Here is a 15919-nt window from a genome sequence, read left to right as displayed (position 1 = left end):
CCGCACGATCGGGGGTGCTCTCGGGGTCGGATCAGGGGTTCCCCCGATGGTCCGGGCCGTGGAGCGCACGGGAGACTCGCAGCATGACAGGACAGAGCACGACCCCGCCGAGCTCCGCGGAGCCGGACGGCACGGAGGCGGCGAGCACAGCGACGACGCCGATCGGGACGGATCCCGGAGCCGCCGGCCCCGACAGCGCCGGCCCGGACAGCACAGGCCCCGAGAGCACCGGCCCGGAAGCCTCCGGCCCCGCCGATCCGCCCCCCGCGCCCGAGAACCGCTTCGTGCTCTGGCTGCGCGGCCTCGACCTGCCCCGCCGCCCCGGCTGGATCGGCGGCGTCTGCGCGGGGATCGCCGACCGGCTCGGCATCGACCCGCTGATCGTGCGCGGGATCGTGCTCGTCGTCGCGGTGCTGGGCGGGCCCGCGCTCCTCCTCTACGCCGCGGCCTGGCTGCTGCTGCCCGACCAGGACGGCGCCCTGCCGGTGGAGCGGCTGCTCCGCGGCTCGCTCGACCGGGTGCACGCCGGGATCGGCGTCCTCGTGCTCGCCTCGATGCTGCCGGTGGCGCAGGGCTTCTGGTCGCTCGGCGGCGCGTACACCGGGGCGATGCCCTGGGCGCCCGCGACCGGGCGGACGCTGTGGTCGCTCGTGGTGCTCGGGCTGATCGTGGCCTTCGTGGTCTGGATCGTGCGGCGGAGCCGGCGATCGGACGACGCGGCCGCTCACCCGGCCCAGGGCTCCCCGTCCGCACACCCCTCCGCGACGCTCCCCTACCCCGCGCCCTCCGCTCCCGCCTACCCCGCACCCGACCCCGGGCTGCAGGACGAGCGCCCCTCGTCCCCCGAGGCCGTCGCCGAGTGGCGCGAGCGTCAGGAGGCCTGGCGGGCCGAGCGGGAGGCGTTCCGCGCCCAGCAGAGCGCGTCTGCCCGTGAGACGGCCCGCGCCCGGGCGGAGGAGGCGCGAGTCGCCGCCGCCGCCGTCACCGCCGCGCGCCTGGAGCGCCAGCGCCTCCGACGCGCCGCGAACCCCCGGCTGCGGGCGAGCCTCACGCTGCTCGCCCTGGGCGCCGCCGCCCTGGCCGGCGCACTGGTCTCGCTCACCGCCTCCGGACCGACGGCCCTCGTCGTCGGAGCCGCCTCGGTCGCGCTCGTGCTCGCCGTGGTGATCGTGCTCGCCGGCCTGTTCCGGAGGCGCGCGATCGCGCTGATCGCCCTCGCGACGGTCGCGCTGGTCACGGCCGCCTGCGCCGCCGTGCTGCCGACCGACCGCGAGCTGCTCCCCGTGCTCGGCACCTACGGCTTCTCGAGCGCCGCTCCCGGCCGCTACGCGACGCTCGCGGCGAGCGACCTGCGCGTCACGGTCGCACCCGGCTACGAGACCTCCGGCGAGCCGCTGGACCTGTGGATCGGCTACGGGCACGTGTCCGTCGCCACGATGGCGGGAACGGCGGTCCGCCTGGAGGCGACCACGGAGGACACCGAGCTCCTCGTGCTGGACGCCGACGGAGGCGCGATCGACGCGCCCCGCGAGGTCCGCACCGCCGACGGCCGTCAGCTGTGGACGCAGACCTTCGGCGATCCCGAGGCCGAGCCGTTCGTCGTCCGCATCGCCCAGGAGGGCGGGTCGATCCGAGTCCAGGACTCCACACCGGGCGCCGACTCCGGCACCACCGCGCCGGACGCCGACGCCACCCCGACACCCACCCCCGAGACCGGAGCCGCACGATGACCACCACGCCCACCCCCGCCACCGCCCGCCCGCGGATCCGCGTCGGCGCCGTCCTCTACGGACTCGTCCTCGCCGCCGCCTCGATCGGCCTGCTCGTCGTCTCCGCCGACCCGGTGCTGCGCGCGCAGGTCGTCGAGCGCGGGATCACGCTCGAGCCCGGCGCCGCGCTCGCCCTGGCCGTCGCGGCGCTCGGCGCCATGGCGCTCCTCCTCGGACTCGCCCGCCTGCTCGACCGCCGCGCCGCTCGCGACGACGGCTGACCCCGGCGCGGGACGCCGGGTGCTCGCAACCCCCTGCCCCGCATCCGCCGAGAGGCGCAGACTCGTCCCGGGCGATCGCCCGCCACCCCCTGGAGACGAGACCATGCCCTTCTGCGCCCTCGAGAGCCTCCGCTGATGGAGCTGGGCATCGCCGCGATCGTCGGCGTCTCGGTCCTCGTCGCGGTCGCCGTCTTCTCGCGGCGCCTCGGCGTCGCCGCCCCGATCGTCCTCGTGCTCGCCGGCGTCGGCCTCTCGTACATCCCCGGGGTTCCGGAGGTGGTCGTCCCGCACGAGTGGGTGCTCGACGGCGTGCTGCCGCCGCTGCTGTACGCGGCGGCGCTCAGCGTCCCGTTCATCGACTTCCGCCGGAACCTCACCACCATCACCGGCCTGTCGGTCGTTCTGGTGCTGATCTCGGCGGCCGGCGTCGGCGCGCTCCTCTTCCTCCTCCTCCCCGAGCTCGGGCTGGGCCTGGCGATCGCCGTGGGCGCGATCATCAGCCCGCCCGATGCGGTCGCCGCGACCTCGGTCGGCCGGCGGCTCGGCCTCCCGCCGCGTCTGCTCACCCTGCTCGAGGGCGAGGGGCTGATCAACGACGCGACCGCGCTGGTGCTCCTCCGCTCGGCCCTCGCCGCCGCCGCCGGGACGCTCGCGACGCCGTGGGCCGCGATCGGCGACTTCCTCTACGCGGTCGTCGTGGCCGTCGTGGTCGGGTTCGTGGCCAGCGTCGTCACCGTCTTCGTCCGCTCGCGGCTCGAGGACCCGGTGCTCAACACCGTCCTCTCCTTCATCGTCCCCTTCGTCGCGTTCATCCCCGCCGAGGGCCTGGGCGCCTCGGGCGTGCTCGCCGTGGTCGTCGCCGGCCTGCACACCGGGCACGCCTCCTCCCGCGCCTTCACCGCGCAGTCGCGGGTGAACGACCGGATCAACTGGCGGACCGTGCAGTTCCTGCTCGAGAACGGCGTGTTCCTGCTGATCGGGCTCGAGATCCGCTCGCTGATCCACGACGCCGACAGCGCGCGCCTCTCCGTGCCCGGAGCGGTCGGGATCGGGCTGATCGCGGTGGTCGGGCTGATCGTCGTGCGCTTCCTCTGGGTCGGGCCGGTCCTCCTCGGCGAGCGCTGGCAGACCCGCTGGGCCGAGCGCCGGGCCCGCGAGCAGAAGGAGCTGCTCGAGTCGCCCGAGGCGCAGGAGCTGCCGAAGGAGGAGCGCGGCCGGGCGAAGCGGCGCTACCTGCTGCGGCGCAGCGACTACCGGCACTTCAGCCGCAACGGCATCGGCTGGCGCGGCGGTCTGGTGCTCGGCTGGTCCGGGATGCGCGGAGTGGTGACCCTCGCGGCCGCGCAGTCGCTGCCCGAGGACATCCCCTACCGCCCGCAGCTCGTGCTGATCGCCTTCACCGTGGCCGTCGCGACCCTGCTGATCCAGGGCAGCACGCTGCCGCTGCTGATCCGGGCGCTGGGCATCCGCGGGATCGACGTGCCCGAGGACCAGCGCGCGCTCGCGGGCCTGCTCGACGAGATCACCGAGAAGGGCCTCTCGGTGCTGGAGCGCCCGGGCGACGCCGTCGAGGGCGCCGACGGCGTCGCTCCGGACGTCCTGGAGCGGGTGCGGCAGACGTCGTTCCTCCGCTCCGAGGCCGCCTGGGAGCGCTCGCGCGGCACGGAGAGGTCGGTCGCGGACACGCCGCACCGCCTCTACCGAGCGCTGCGCCTCGCCGTGGTCGCGGCCGAGCGGGAGGCGCTGCTGGACGCGCGCTCGCGCCGCGCCTACCCGCAGCGCATCCTCCGCGACGCCCAGTCGCTGCTCGACCTCGAGGAGACGCGGCTGCGGGTCCGGCGGGGCTCCGAGTCCTGAGGGCTCGGGATCGTGACGATCGCTCCCGGGGATGCCCGCGCTGATCCGCGCCCTGTGGAGGAGCGCCGAGCTCCTCGAGTGCGCCATCCGGATCGACCCCTCGGACCACGGCCGTCCGGCCTCCCCGGCATAGCCCGCCGATGCGTCACCCCCCGTTAAGCCCGCGCTCCCCGCTTCCTCTGGCACTGCCGTCACCCCGCCCGTAACCTGCGGATCGCCTGAGAATCGGAAGCTCGATTCGCCCGCACTCGAAGAGGGGTGGCGGGCCGGGGCGGATCCCCTCGGGCGATGTCACGAGGGCCGATCCGCGCGCCAGCCCTCGCAGAGAGGGCAGACGGGGCGCTGAGAGGAACGCTATCCCGTGCGGCGCCGGAGCGCACGCCTCACTTCGTTCGAGTGCTCTCAGGTCCAGTCGAGAGCGGAGCGCTCGGCCCAGTAGCGGGCCGGATCCACGGCGAGCGCCGGGAGGTCCGGGAGCTCCCGGGGCCGCGCGCGCAGGTTGGCCCGCAGCTGCTCCGGAGTCGCCGCGCCGCTCAGCACGACGTCGGCCCAGGGCTGCGCGAGGGCGGCCCCCAGGGCGACGGCGTCCGGCGCGGCGCCGGCGTGCTCGATTGGGTGCGCCACGAGCCTCCCGTTGGCGAGGGCCTCCTTGACCACCACCAGCCAGCCGTCGTCGTGCGCGGCGGCGAGCGCCCGGCCCGCGGACTGCTCGAGCGGGTTCCAGGTGCTCTGGACCGCGCTGAACGGCGACTCCGGGATCGCGCGGGCGAGTTCGATCACGCGCGCCTGCTCGGGTCCGCTGGTGGAGAGGCCGACGCGCACTCCGGAGCCGGCGAGGCCGCGCAGTCGGTCCAGCAGCGGGCGGTCGGTGAGGGCCGGGCTCTCGGGAGTGATCGAGTGGACGAGGTAGGAGTCGGGCGCCGAGCCGAGCGCGTCGAGCGTGAGCGGCCACTGGCGGTCGAGCATCGCGACCGAGTGCTCCTTGCGCTCGTGCACCGGCGGGTCCATCGCCCACCCGCCGACGTACTCGTAGCCCCACTTCGACTCGATCGTGAGCGCCGCCCGCCGCTCCGGATGCCGGGCGAGCCAGCCGCCGAGGAACTCCTCCGCGCGCCCGTAGGAGCGCGCGGCGTCGAGGAAGCGGACGCCGACGTCCCACGCCGCGTCGAGCAGCAGGTGCGTGCGCTCGCGCAGCGTGTCGACGCTCCGCTCGGCCGCGGGGCCGAGGTCGTCGTCGCGCCCTGCCGTGATGTACGCCGGCCGGCCCACGGCCGCCAGCCCGATCCCGAAGCGCTGCATCCCGCCCACGGTACGCCGGTCCCGGAGCTCCGGCAGCCGCTAGCGTCGAGCGGTGACCTCCGCCCTCGACCGCAGCATCCTCCGGCTCGCCGTCCCGGCGCTGGGCTCGCTGGTCGCCGAGCCGCTGTTCCTGCTCACCGACTCCGCCCTGGTCGGCCATCTCGGCGCCGTCCCGCTCGCCGGGCTCGCGCTGGGCTGCACTCTGCTGCAGACGATCGTCGGCCTCATGGTCTTCCTCGCATACAGCACGACTCCGCGGGTCGGCCGGGCCCTCGGCGAGGGCGACGAGCGAAGGGCCGTGGCGGCCGGGATCGACGGCGGCTGGCTGGCCCTGCTCCTCGGCGCCGGCATCGCCGTGGTGGGCGCGCTGACCGCTCCGGCCGTCGTGGCGCTCTTCGGCGCGGAACCGGCGGTGGCCGAGGCGGGCGTGCGGTACCTGGCGGTGAGCATGGCCGGGATCCCCGCCATGCTCGGCGTCTTCGCGCTCACCGGGCTCCTCCGCGGCTTCCAGGACACCCGCACTCCGCTGGTGATCGCCGCCGGCGGATTCGCCCTCAACGCCGCTCTCAACGCCGTGCTGATCTACCCGGCCGGCCTGGGGATAACCGGCTCCGCACTGGGGACGGTGATCGCGCAGTGGGCCATGCTCGCGGCCTACGCGGGAGTCGCGCTGCGGCTCGCCCGGAGGGTCGGCGCGCCGCTGCGGCCGCACCTCGCGGGCCTGGCCTCCTCCGCGGGATCCGGCGGCTGGATGCTGCTGCGCACAGCGAGCCTCCGCGCGGCGATCCTGCTCGCGGTCGCGACCGCCACCTCGCTCGGGGCGGAGGAGCTGGGCGCCTTCCAGGTGGCGATGACGCTGTTCTCGACGGTCGCCTTCGCCCTCGACGCGGTGGCGATCGCCGCGCAGGCGCTGCTGGGCCGCCTCCTCGGCGCGGGCGACGCCGAGCAGGCCCGAGCCGTCACGAAACGCTGTGTGACCTGGGGAATCGGTGCAGGAGTAGTGCTCGGAGCGCTGGTCACCGGTCTGAGCGGTGTCCTGCCGTACGTCTTCTCGAGCGACCCGGAGGTGCTGCGGCTGCTGCCCGCGGCGATCGCCGTCGTGGGCCTCACCGCTCCGCTCGGCGGCTACGTCTTCGTGCTCGACGGCGTGCTGATCGGCGCCGGCGACGGCCGCTACCTGGCGCTCAGCGGCCTCGCGAACCTCGCCGTCTTCGTCCCGCTCGCCCTGCTCGCCCCCGCCGCGCCCGCCGAATGGCGCCTCCTCGCGCTCTGGCTCGCCTTCGCCGTCGGCTTCCTCGGCGCCCGCGCGGTCACCCTCGGGCTCCGGGTCCGCAGCGACGTCTGGCTCCGCTGACCGCACTCCTCCCCTGTGGAGAAGCCTGTGGACAACTCCGGTCAGCGCGGCGGTGCGCTGGTGTTCCCGCGGTGGAAGACGGCGTGGAAGCAGACCGCCTCCGCCTCCTCGTCGGCCAGGAGCGCGACCGCGGCCCGTCCCGCCGCACGGCCCTTCTCGACCGCGGGCTGTGCCATCGTCGTGAGGTCGTATTCGGCCGCGAGACCGGGCACCTGCACGCCGTCGAAGCCGACCACCGAGAGGTCCTCGGGCACGCGCAGCCCGCGCTCCTCCGCCGCGAGGATCACGCCCGCGGCCAGCAGATCGCTCTGCGCGACGACCGCGGTCGGCGGCTCCGCCCCCTCGAGCAGCGTGCGGCCCGCGGCGACGCCCTCGTCGACGGAGCTCGCCGCGGCGGCGACGACCGACGCCTCCGGGAAGACGTCCTGCACGCCGAGGAGGCGGTCGACCGGAGTGATGCTGGGGCTCGAGCGCCAGCCGGCCGGGATCGCGCCGCGGCGGCGGTCCTTCGCGAACGGGAGCGCGACCACCGCGACCCGCTCGTGGCCGAGCTCGCGCAGGTGCTCCGCGAGGGTCCGGCTGGCCTCGCGGTTGTCGAGCGAGATCACGGCGCCGCCCAGCTCCGAGAGGCCCTCGACCACGACGACCGGCACCCCCCGGCGGCGCAGCACGGCGACGGAGTCGTCGACCGACGGGCTGCAGCCGACCAGGATCATCGCGTCGACCGGGGCCGTCGCCAGCAGGCCCGCGCCGTCGCCGGTCTCGGTGAGCAGCAGGATCCCGGCGTCGACCCCGCCGAGCACGTCGGCGATCCCGTCGAGCATGGCGATCTTGATCGGGTCGCGGAACGCGTGCAGCATCCGCTCGTCCACGACGACCCCCACGATCCCCGAGCGGCCGCGGCGGAGCGAGCGCGCCCGCGGGTCGGGGCCGGCGTAGTCGAGCTCGGACGCCGCGCGCAGCACCCGCTCCTTCGTGGCCTCCGAGACGGGGCCGGAGCCGCTGAAGACCAGCGAGGCGGTGGAGGGGGACACTCCGGCCCGGCTCGCGACGCGGGCGAGCGTCGGCCGGGGGCTCTTGCGGGGTTCCACGTTCCTCCTCGTGGGGGCGGCGCGCTCGTCGTCGGTTGACCGTCCCCGGGGTTCCGGATAGCTTAGACCGGCTCGCTTCGAATCGATTCGACCGTGCCTCTCGATCCGGTGTCCGGATCCCGCCCGCACCAGGAGAACCGCCATGACCTCGACGTCCGCGCTCACGCGCCCGCAGCTGGTCGCCTGGCGCAACGCCGTCTTCACGATCTTCGTCCTCAGCGGGATCTCGATCGCCACCTGGGTCTCGCGCACCCCCGCCATCCGCGACGAGCTCCAGCTCTCGACCGCCGGAGTGGGCCTGCTGATCCTCTCGATGTCGATCGGCGCGATCGTCGGACTCGCGTTCTCGACGCCGGTCATGGGCGCGATCGGCGCCCGGCGCGGCATGGCGCTCGGCCTCACCGTCTCGGCGGCGGGGCTCGCGGTGCTGGGCGTCTCGGCCGACGTCATCGGCGTCCTCCCCGCGGCCTTCGCCGGCATGGCGATGCTCGGCTTCGGCAACGGAGCGGTCGACGTGATGATGAACGTCGAGGGAGCAGCCAACGAGAAGGCCTTCGGCAAGACGCTCCTGCCGCTGTTCCACGCCTTCTTCAGCCTCGGCACCGTGGCCGGCGCGCTGATCGGCGCGGGCGCCTCCGCCCTGGCCGTGCCCGTCGCCGTCCACCTCGGCGCGATCGCCGTGGTGATCGTTGTGACCGCGGTGATCGCGATCCGCTTCGTCCCGGTCCGCGAGGAGCTCGACACCTCCGGCGCGGCGACCACGGTGAAGCCGCCGGTCCGCGAGCGCGTCGCCGCCTCCCTCGGCGTCTGGCGCGACGGCCGCCTCGTCCTCATCGGCCTGGTCATGCTGGGCATGGCCTTCGCCGAGGGCTCCGCGAACGACTGGCTGACCCTGGCGATGGTCGACGGCCACGGCACCGACAAGACGACCGCCGCCGTCGTGTTCGGCGCGTTCGTCGCCGCCATGACCGTCGGACGCGTGATCGGCGGGCCCGTGCTCGACCGCTTCGGCCGCGTCCCGGTGCTGCGCGCCTCCGCCGGGCTCGCGATCGTCGGCATCCTGCTGTTCATCCTCGCCCCGGTCGACGCGCTCGTCGTCGTCGGCGCGGTCGCCTGGGGTCTGGGCTGCTCGCTCGGCTTCCCGGTGGGCATGTCGGCCGCGGCGGAGGGGCCGCACTCGGCCGCCCGTGTCAGCGCGGTGGCGATGCTCGGCTACGTCGCGTTCCTGGTCGGACCGCCGGCGATCGGCTTCCTCGGCGAGCACTACGGCCTGCTGAACGCCCTCTTCCTGGTTCTGGCCCTGGTGGTCGTGGCCGGGCTCGCCTCCCCCGCCGCCCGCAGCCGACGGAGCTGACCGCCGCGCCCTCGACGCCGCCGCAAGCCCCCGTGCGGCCCGGGCGCCCCGACGCGCCTCCCCCTAGGCTTCCCAGGACGGCGGCGGAGGGGGAGCGGATGCGGTACCGAGCGCGCGACGGCGCCCTGCTCCACGTCGACGAGCACGGAGCCGGTCAGGGGCGGCCCCTGGTGGTCGTCCCCGGCGAGCCGGAGCGCCACCCCTCCTATCTCGGCTCGTTCGCCTCGATCGCCTGCACGCGCCGGGTCCTCGTGCTGCACCCGCGCGGAGTGGGCGGCTCCGCGGAGCTGCCTCCCGCTCCCCCGGCCACGACGGCCGCCGACGTGGAGGACCTGCGCCGCCACCTCGGCGTCGACGAGCTCGATCTCGCCGCGCACGACTCCGGCTGCCGCGCCGTCCTGCTCGCCGCCGTGGACGCGCCCGAGCGCGTCGCCCACCTGCTCCTGATCGCCCCCGGCACCGCCTGGCTCGGGATCGACGACCGGGCTGCCGGTCACACGACTCCCGCCGGCTCCGACGACACCGCGGCGATCCGCGACGCTCTGCAGCGCCTCGACTGCCCCGCGGTCGTCCTCGGCGGCGAGGACGATCCGGTGACGGGCGTCGCCGCTCTGGAGGCGCTCACCGCGCTCCTGCCGCAGGCGAGCCTGGCCGTCATCGAGTCGAGCGGCCACCACCCGTGGGCGGAGGCGCCGGCCGAGTTCGCGGTCGCGCTGCGCGCCTCGCTCTCGGTGCCGCCGCCCGCTCCTCCGCTCGGCCGCCGGCCTCCCGTCGCCGCGCACTGAGCCGGGAGCCCGCCGGGGCCGTGCCGTCTATCCTCGACGGGTGCGTCTCGTCATCGCGCGCTGCTCCGTCGACTACACCGGCCGTCTCAGCGCCCACCTCCCGCTCGCCACCCGCCTCCTGCTCGTCAAGGCCGACGGGAGCGTCCTCATCCACTCCGACGGCGGCTCCTACAAGCCGCTGAACTGGATGAGCCCGCCCTGCACGCTGATCACGGGCGAGCCCGACGAGGAGGCGCGCACCGCGGGAGTGACGCAGCAGTGGACCGTCGCGCACCGCAAGACCGGCGACGCTCTCGTCGTCTCGATCCACGAGGTGCTGCACGATTCGGCGCACGAGCTCGGCGTCGATCCGGGACTCGTGAAGGACGGAGTGGAGTCGCATCTCCAGCGCCTTCTCGCCGAGCAGATCGGCCTCCTCGGAGAGGGGCACACTCTCGTCCGGCGCGAGTACATGACCGCGATCGGCCCGGTCGACATCCTCGCCCGCGATTCCTCGGGAGCCGCCGTCGCCGTCGAGATCAAGCGCCGCGGCGAGATCGACGGAGTGGAGCAGCTCACCCGCTATCTCGAGCTGATGAATCGCGATCCGCACCTCTTCCCGGTGACGGGAGTCTTCGCCGCTCAGGAGATCAAGCCGCAAGCGCGGACTCTCGCCGAGGACCGCGGAATCCGCTGCGTGGTGCTCGACTACGAGGCCATGCGCGGCACCGACGACTCCCACACCCGCCTGTTCTGACAGGCGCGGCGACAGGCACGGCGAAGGCCCCCGCGATCGGATCACGGGGGCCTTCCGCTCACCGGGCGCGAGGCCCGGGAATGCGGCGTCTCACCGGGCCGAGAGCCCGGCGGCCGCTACTTGTGGGCGGCCTGGTAGGCGGCCTGGACCTCGGAGGGGATGCGTCCGCGGTCGGAGACGGGGTGGCCGTTGGCGTTCGCCCACTCGCGGATGGCCTTGAGCTGCTTGGGATCGCTCTTGGAGGCGGTCGCGACGCTCGTGGCGGCCGCGGGGCGCGAGCCGACGCGGCGGGCGCTCGAGACGAACTTCTCGAGCGCCGAGTGGAGCTCGGCGATGTTGTCGGGGCCGAGATCGATCTCGTAGTTGGCGCCCTCGATGCTGAAGCGGACGGTACCGCCGTCACCGGAATCGATAAGGGTTCCGTCGATATCGTCGACAAGCGTGATCTTCTGGGCCACTTTTCCTCCTGGAGTTCGCGGGACCGGACTGTCTCGACCCGGACCGGGAGAGACATTACCCCCTTTCACAATCGAGTGCGCCATGAATGGCGCCATTCGTCCCTTTCTCGCGCCATGTCGAGGGGAATGTTCAGGATAAGCGGAGGCAATCACGGCTGAATCGAGCTGTTCGCCACCAGCCGTCGAATAGAGGACACGGTGTCCGCAGACGGCCGTAACGATTCCGGACACCGATCGCGCGCATTCCCGGGAACCGGTCCCGGCGATTCCGATCACGCCCCGGTCTTCGTTAGCGTGGAGCCATGGCACGACGAGGCGGACCCCCTGCACGCCCGGCGCGACCCGGTCCGTACCGCAATGCGGAGGCTCGGGAAGCACTGGAGGCGCTCGTCGCCGCTCCCACCGCCGAGGCCGTCGACCGGCTGCTCGAGGCCTGCCTCGACGGCTCCCTCGTGGTCGACGTCACGGGCTCCCAGCCCGGAGGCGTGCCGCACGTCCGCACCGTCGCGACGACCACCGGGGAGCAGGTCCTGCCGCTGTTCACCTCCACGGACGAGGTGCGCACCGCGGTCCCCCGGCAGCAGCATCCGCAGGTGCAGATGCTGGTCCTCCCCGGACGCGAGGCCTTCGCGCTGATCCGCACCGCCGACTTCGTCGCCGTGCAGCTCGACCCCGGCTCGATCGCTCAGGTCGTCACCCGTTCGTTCGTCGAACGGGCTCTGGACGCCGAACGGCCGTAGAGTGTGGCCCCCGGCGGGGCAGCGCCGGCGTCACCCCGTCCTCCGAGGTCAGGAGCCCGCCATGTCCGACACGACCCTCGCCGCCACCGGCCTCGACGCGCGCGCCGGCACCTGGTCCTGCATCCTCTTCGACCTCGACGGCACGATCACCGACTCGGCCCCCGGCATCACCGGCACCCTCGTCGAGACCTTCGTCGAGCTGGGCCGCCCCGTGCCCGCTCCGGCCGAGCTGCTGGCCTACGTCGGCCCTCCGCTGCTCGAGGCGTTCCGCGAGCTCGGCGGGATGACCGTCGAGGAGGCGCAGGCGGCGCTCGTGGTCTACCGCCGCCGCTACAACGCGGGCGGGCTGTTCGACTCCTCGGTCTACCCGGGGCTGCCCGAGGTGCTCGCGCGCATCGCCGAGGCCGGCGTGCCGCTCTCGCTCGCGACCTCCAAGCCGGAGTCGGCGGCCACGCGCATCCTCGAGCACTACGGCCTGGCGCAGTACTTCACGGTGATCTGCGGCGCCTCCGAGGACGAGGTCCGCAGCGCCAAGGCCGACGTCGTGGAGGAGGCGCTGCGCCGGCTCCGCGAGCTCGGCGTCGACCTCTCGGCGCCGGTGATGGTGGGCGACCGCGAGCACGACGTGCAGGGCGCTGCCGCCCACGGCGTGCCGACGATCATGGTCGAGTGGGGCTACGGATCGCCGCTCGAGGCGGTCGGGACGATCGCGCTGGTGTCCGGTGCCGAGGAGCTCGCGGACCTCCTGCTCCCGTGACCTGCGTACGATGAGGGCATGACTGGTCTGGGCGTCGTCCTCTCGTTCGTGCTGTTCCTCGGCGGGATCCTCGTTCTCGGCAACTCGTTCCTGCTGCCCGACATCGCCGGATTCCTCTTCGTCGGCGGCATCCTGATGATCTCGGGATCGCTGGCCGTCGCGTTCCACGTCCTGCCGAAGTCGCAGTAGCCGGGTCGCTCCGGGCGACCGCCTCCGCGGCTCGCCGCTCCGCTCAGCCCAGCGTGCTCGCGTCGAGGTTGATGACTGCATTGATGTAGACCGCCTCGCCGGCTCCGGCGATCGTCGGGTTCATCCGGAGCAGCTGCTGCACCGGGATCCCGAAGCGCTGCGCGATGTCGAAGAACGTGTCGCCCTGCACCACGGTGTAGCTCACGATGTCCCCCTCCCCATCGCGGGTCGGCTCGCCGTTCGCCCCGGGAACCGCGCCGTTGTCGACCGCGAAGGCGGTCTCGGGGATGTCCGGCGTCGCGTTCGGCGTGAAGGTGACCGTCGCCTCGGGGACCGGTGCGAAGACCGTGGCCGTCGCCTGCGGGAGCGCCGCCGTGACGGTCGGGTCCGGCACCGGAGTCGGCGTCGCCGTGGCGAACACGGTGACCGTGACCGTGGGAGCCGGAGCGGGCGCCGAGCACCCCGCGAGCGCGAGCACCCCGGCCAGTGCCGTCGCTCCGATGACCGTCCTGCGCATGTCCCCCGCCCTCCGCGCGCCCCGCGGCGCCCGCTCCACCCTAGGAGACGGGGCGGCCGGGGGCACGTGCGCTGTCGCAGGAGGCCGGTGCTGCGGATCCACCGTCGTGCGGGGAGCTCCGCGGTCGTCCGGGCCGGGTCGGCCTCACCGGGACCGGGTCATGACGGGGGCTCGGGGAGCAGGCGCAGCCCGCCGCCGCTGTTCGCCGCGTCCATCAGGAGCTCGACCCAGGTCGGGTTGATCGTCGGCTGCCGGCTCCCCGCGAAATGGAACTGCAGGGCGATGTTCGGGTTCATCCAGAAGGAGTGGCGGCCGCGCGCGCCCTCGGGCATCGAGTCGAGGGTGAGGCTGAAGCGCTCGTCGCGGCGGAACTTCGCGTAGATCACGATCTGGAGGTGGGCCAGGGTCCGGTCCTCGATCTCGATGACGGCGGGAGGAGTGCCGTAGAGGAATTGACCCATGCCGCCAGACTATAGGCCCCTCGGCTTATTACTAGTCCGTCTAGCTATTTCGCCTCGGAGGGTTCCGCCGGGTCGGCTTCGTCCGTATCGTGCCCGTCGCCGTGCTCCGCGTCGATCTCGTCGACGGCCGCGCTCATCCGGCGGAGGAAGTTGACGACGACCTCGGCCTCGGGGGCGTCCAGGTCCTCGGCGATCTCGAGCATCCGGCGGTGCATCTCCTGGAGCGTGGCGCGCACCTCGTCGTCGCTGTCGACGGTCGCCTCGACGACGATCCCGCGCCGGTCGGTCGGGTTGGGCTTGCGCACGAGGTGGCCGCTGCGGACCAGGCGGTCGATGAGGACCGTGGTCGACGCGGACGAGATGGAGAGGTGCGAGGCCAGGTCCTTGCCGGTCACCAGCTCGCCCTTGCGCTGCTGGCGGAGCAGGTACTGGATGGCGATCAGGTCCGTCTCGCCCATCGCCATCCGCTCGCGCGTGCGGCGGCGCATCGAGACCTCGGAGACGCGGTACGTGCGCATGGCGCTCAGCACCTCGACCGCACGGCGGGTGGACGACTCGTCCGGGTACCAGTACCCGGCGCCGCTCCGCAGGCTCGTGTCGCTCATCCGCACATCCTAGACCGGCTGATCACCAGGCCGTCTAGCGAGTCGCCCGCGCCTACGCTGGACCGGTGACCGCCACCCTCGTCGCCAAGGGCCTCTCCGGAGGCTATGCGCACCGCACCCTGTTCGACGGACTCGACCTGACGGTCGCCCCCGGGGACGTGGTGGGCGTCGTGGGGGCGAACGGAGCCGGCAAGTCGACTCTCCTGCGCATCCTCGCGGGCGAGACGGCTCCACTCGAGGGCTCCGTCGTTCTCTCGCCGGGCGACGCCTTCGTCGGCTGGCTGCCGCAGGAGCACGAGCGCCGCGAGGGCGAGACCGTCGCCGGCTACATCGCGCGCCGCACCGGCTGCGCCGAGGCCTCCGCCGAGCTCGACACCGCCGCCTCCGCCCTGGCCGATCCCGATCCCGACGGCTCGATCGCCGACCGCTACGCCCTCGCGCTCGACCGCTGGCTCGCGAGCGGCGCGGCCGACCTCGACGAGCGCACCCCGGTCGTCCTGGCCGACCTGGGCCTGTCGCTCGGAGCCGCGGCCGCCTCCTCGACGATGACCTCCCTCTCCGGCGGGCAGGCGGCGCGGGTGGGCCTCGCGGCGCTGCTGCTCTCGCGCTTCGACGTGGTGCTGCTCGACGAGCCGACCAACGACCTCGACCTCGACGGCCTGGAGCGCCTGGAGGCCCTCGTCCGCGGACTCCGCGGCGGCGCGGTCCTCGTGAGCCACGATCGCGAGTTCCTCGCCCGCAGCGTCACCCGCGTGCTCGAGCTCGATCTCGCGCAGGGCACCAACCGGGTCTACGGAGGCGGCTACGACGCGTTCCTGGAGGAGCGCGAGACCGCGCGGCGCCAGCGCCGAGAGAAGTACGAGGACTTCGCCGAGCAGAAGGCCGACCTGGTCTCCCGCGCCCGCACCCAGCGGGAGTGGTCGAGCCAGGGCGTGCGCAACGCGATGAAGAAGGCCCCCGACAACGACAAGATCCGCCGCAAGGCCTCGGCGGAGTCGAGCGAGAAGCAGGCGCAGAAGGTGCGCCAGATGGAGAGCCGGATCGCGCGGCTCGAGGAGGTCGAGGAGCCGCGCAAGGAGTGGCAGCTCGCCTTCACGATCGGCAGCGCCCCGCGCTCGAGCTCGGTCGTCTCGACGCTGAACGGCGCGGTCGCCCGCCGCGGCGCCTTCACGCTCGGGCCGGTGTCGCTCCAGGTCGACGCGGGCGACCGGATCGGCATCACCGGGCCCAACGGCGCCGGCAAGTCGACGCTGCTGTCGCTCCTCCTCGGCCGCGCCGAGCCGGAGGAGGGCGGCGCCTCCCTCGGAGCGAGCGTGGCGATCGGCGAGATCGATCAGGCCCGCGGGATGCTCGCCGCCGAGGTGCCGCTCGCGGACGCGTTCGAGGCGCTGGTGCCCGAGTGGCCGACCGCCGAGGTCCGCACGCTGCTGGCGAAGTTCGGGCTGAAGGCCGACCACGTCGGCCGCCGCGTCGGCGAGCTCTCGCCGGGCGAGCGGACGCGGGCCGCCCTGGCGCTCCTCCAGGCCCGCGGCACGAACCTCCTGGTGCTCGACGAGCCGACCAACCACCTCGACCTCGTCGCCATCGAGCAGCTGGAGGAGGCGCTCGAGGCGTACGAGGGCACCCTGCTGCTGGTCACCCACGACCGGCGGATGCTCGAGACGGTGCAGCTGACGCGGCACTGGCACGTCGAGGCGGGCGTCGTCACGGAGGCGTGACGCCCGCC

The 15919-nt window shown here is 73.9% G+C and carries 17 protein-coding genes; 11 read left to right on the top strand and 6 right to left on the bottom strand.

Annotation, left to right across the window (positions count from 1 at the left end; all coding sequences use genetic code 11):
- Positions 1-83: 83 nt before the first annotated feature.
- From C5C35_RS03910 to C5C35_RS03900, 3 genes are all read left to right on the top strand, one after another.
- On the top strand, positions 84-1730 hold the full coding sequence (locus C5C35_RS03910; protein WP_104262601.1) for a PspC domain-containing protein: 1647 nt from the start codon (positions 84-86) through the stop codon (positions 1728-1730).
- On the top strand, positions 1727-1990 hold the full coding sequence (locus C5C35_RS03905) for a hypothetical protein (RefSeq protein ID WP_104262600.1): 264 nt from the start codon (positions 1727-1729) through the stop codon (positions 1988-1990). The genes C5C35_RS03910 and C5C35_RS03905 overlap by 4 nt, the downstream gene beginning before the upstream one ends.
- 135 nt (positions 1991-2125) lie before the next feature.
- Complete coding sequence (locus C5C35_RS03900; protein WP_104257967.1) at positions 2126-3847, top strand: sodium:proton antiporter; 1722 nt, start codon at positions 2126-2128, stop codon at positions 3845-3847.
- Between the two features lie 402 nt (positions 3848-4249).
- Here C5C35_RS03900 and C5C35_RS03895 read toward each other — a convergent pair whose 3' ends face one another.
- A complete protein-coding gene (locus C5C35_RS03895) occupies positions 4250-5146 on the bottom strand; it encodes an aldo/keto reductase (protein ID WP_104262599.1) in 897 nt (298 codons plus the stop codon).
- 52 nt (positions 5147-5198) lie between these two features.
- Here C5C35_RS03895 and C5C35_RS03890 point away from each other — a divergent pair, with 52 nt between their 5' ends.
- Positions 5199-6500, top strand: a complete 1302-nt coding sequence (locus tag C5C35_RS03890) for an MATE family efflux transporter (RefSeq protein WP_104262598.1) — start codon at positions 5199-5201, stop codon at positions 6498-6500.
- A gap of 41 nt (positions 6501-6541) precedes the next feature.
- On the opposite strand, the gene C5C35_RS03885 is transcribed toward C5C35_RS03890, so the two are convergent.
- A complete protein-coding gene (locus C5C35_RS03885) occupies positions 6542-7591 on the bottom strand; it encodes a LacI family DNA-binding transcriptional regulator (RefSeq protein ID WP_104335426.1) in 1050 nt (349 codons plus the stop codon).
- Between the two features lie 142 nt (positions 7592-7733).
- Between C5C35_RS03885 and C5C35_RS03880 the strand changes: the two genes are divergently transcribed.
- The 3 genes from C5C35_RS03880 to nucS all read left to right on the top strand — a co-directional run bounded on the left by C5C35_RS03880 (position 7734) and on the right by nucS (position 10466).
- Positions 7734-8945 (top strand): sugar MFS transporter, encoded by a 1212-nt coding sequence (locus C5C35_RS03880; protein ID WP_104262597.1) that lies wholly within the window; start codon positions 7734-7736, stop codon positions 8943-8945.
- A 98-nt stretch (positions 8946-9043) separates the two neighbouring features.
- Positions 9044-9730 carry an alpha/beta fold hydrolase gene (locus tag C5C35_RS03875; RefSeq protein WP_104262596.1) on the top strand — a complete coding sequence of 229 codons (687 nt, stop codon included), beginning with the start codon at positions 9044-9046 and terminating at the stop codon, positions 9728-9730.
- 40 nt (positions 9731-9770) lie between these two features.
- Positions 9771-10466, top strand: coding sequence for an endonuclease NucS (gene nucS, locus C5C35_RS03870; protein ID WP_104247564.1), 696 nt, complete (start codon positions 9771-9773; stop codon positions 10464-10466).
- A gap of 116 nt (positions 10467-10582) precedes the next feature.
- Here nucS and C5C35_RS03865 read toward each other — a convergent pair whose 3' ends face one another.
- Complete coding sequence (locus tag C5C35_RS03865; RefSeq protein WP_104222624.1) at positions 10583-10924, bottom strand: Lsr2 family protein; 342 nt, start codon at positions 10922-10924, stop codon at positions 10583-10585.
- A gap of 302 nt (positions 10925-11226) precedes the next feature.
- On the opposite strand from C5C35_RS03865, the gene C5C35_RS03860 reads away from it, so the two are divergent.
- The 3 genes from C5C35_RS03860 to C5C35_RS16890 all read left to right on the top strand — a co-directional run bounded on the left by C5C35_RS03860 (position 11227) and on the right by C5C35_RS16890 (position 12610).
- Entirely contained in the window at positions 11227-11664 is a 438-nt protein-coding gene (locus C5C35_RS03860) for an SseB family protein (RefSeq protein WP_104262595.1), read from the top strand.
- A gap of 61 nt (positions 11665-11725) precedes the next feature.
- The gene (locus C5C35_RS03855) at positions 11726-12421 is read left to right on the top strand and encodes an HAD hydrolase-like protein (RefSeq protein WP_104222626.1); all 696 of its coding nucleotides are present in this window, start codon (positions 11726-11728) and stop codon (positions 12419-12421) included.
- An 18-nt stretch (positions 12422-12439) separates the two neighbouring features.
- Positions 12440-12610, top strand: a complete 171-nt coding sequence (locus tag C5C35_RS16890) for a hypothetical protein (RefSeq protein ID WP_159911733.1) — start codon at positions 12440-12442, stop codon at positions 12608-12610.
- A 43-nt stretch (positions 12611-12653) separates the two neighbouring features.
- On the opposite strand, the gene C5C35_RS03850 is transcribed toward C5C35_RS16890, so the two are convergent.
- The 3 genes from C5C35_RS03850 to C5C35_RS03840 form a co-directional block, all read right to left on the bottom strand.
- A complete protein-coding gene (locus C5C35_RS03850; protein WP_104222627.1) occupies positions 12654-13127 on the bottom strand; it encodes a LysM domain-containing protein in 474 nt (157 codons plus the stop codon).
- A 158-nt stretch (positions 13128-13285) separates the two neighbouring features.
- Entirely contained in the window at positions 13286-13588 is a 303-nt protein-coding gene (locus C5C35_RS03845) for an ATP-dependent DNA ligase (RefSeq protein WP_104225758.1), read from the bottom strand.
- Between the two features lie 44 nt (positions 13589-13632).
- Positions 13633-14193, bottom strand: a complete 561-nt coding sequence (locus C5C35_RS03840) for a MarR family winged helix-turn-helix transcriptional regulator (protein ID WP_104247561.1) — start codon at positions 14191-14193, stop codon at positions 13633-13635.
- A gap of 65 nt (positions 14194-14258) precedes the next feature.
- Between C5C35_RS03840 and C5C35_RS03835 the strand changes: the two genes are divergently transcribed.
- A complete protein-coding gene (locus C5C35_RS03835; protein ID WP_104262594.1) occupies positions 14259-15911 on the top strand; it encodes an ABC-F family ATP-binding cassette domain-containing protein in 1653 nt (550 codons plus the stop codon).
- Positions 15912-15919 lie beyond the last annotated feature (8 nt).

It is taken from the genome of Rathayibacter sp. AY1F8, from assembly GCF_002932165.1.
In the GTDB taxonomy this organism is placed as follows: Bacteria; Actinomycetota; Actinomycetes; order Actinomycetales; family Microbacteriaceae; genus Rathayibacter.
The sequence above is the reverse complement of the archived record's forward strand: the minus strand, read 5'-3'. Positions and strand labels throughout refer to the sequence as shown.

Excerpts from the sequence above, each read along its gene's own strand:
- C5C35_RS03845 (WP_104225758.1), bottom strand. The coding sequence starts at position 13,588 with ATGGGTCAATTCCTCTACGGCACTCCTCCCGCCGTCATCGAGATCGAG.
- C5C35_RS03875 (WP_104262596.1), top strand. The coding sequence starts at position 9,044 with ATGCGGTACCGAGCGCGCGACGGCGCCCTGCTCCACGTCGACGAGCAC.
- C5C35_RS03880 (WP_104262597.1), top strand. The coding sequence starts at position 7,734 with ATGACCTCGACGTCCGCGCTCACGCGCCCGCAGCTGGTCGCCTGGCGC.
- C5C35_RS03850 (WP_104222627.1), bottom strand. The coding sequence starts at position 13,127 with ATGCGCAGGACGGTCATCGGAGCGACGGCACTGGCCGGGGTGCTCGCG.
- C5C35_RS03840 (WP_104247561.1), bottom strand. The coding sequence starts at position 14,193 with ATGAGCGACACGAGCCTGCGGAGCGGCGCCGGGTACTGGTACCCGGAC.
- C5C35_RS03895 (WP_104262599.1), bottom strand. The coding sequence starts at position 5,146 with ATGCAGCGCTTCGGGATCGGGCTGGCGGCCGTGGGCCGGCCGGCGTAC.
- C5C35_RS03900 (WP_104257967.1), top strand. The coding sequence starts at position 2,126 with ATGGAGCTGGGCATCGCCGCGATCGTCGGCGTCTCGGTCCTCGTCGCG.
- C5C35_RS03905 (WP_104262600.1), top strand. The coding sequence starts at position 1,727 with ATGACCACCACGCCCACCCCCGCCACCGCCCGCCCGCGGATCCGCGTC.
- C5C35_RS03855 (WP_104222626.1), top strand. The coding sequence starts at position 11,726 with ATGTCCGACACGACCCTCGCCGCCACCGGCCTCGACGCGCGCGCCGGC.
- C5C35_RS03910 (WP_104262601.1), top strand. The coding sequence starts at position 84 with ATGACAGGACAGAGCACGACCCCGCCGAGCTCCGCGGAGCCGGACGGC.
- C5C35_RS16890 (WP_159911733.1), top strand. The coding sequence starts at position 12,440 with ATGACTGGTCTGGGCGTCGTCCTCTCGTTCGTGCTGTTCCTCGGCGGG.
- C5C35_RS03860 (WP_104262595.1), top strand. The coding sequence starts at position 11,227 with ATGGCACGACGAGGCGGACCCCCTGCACGCCCGGCGCGACCCGGTCCG.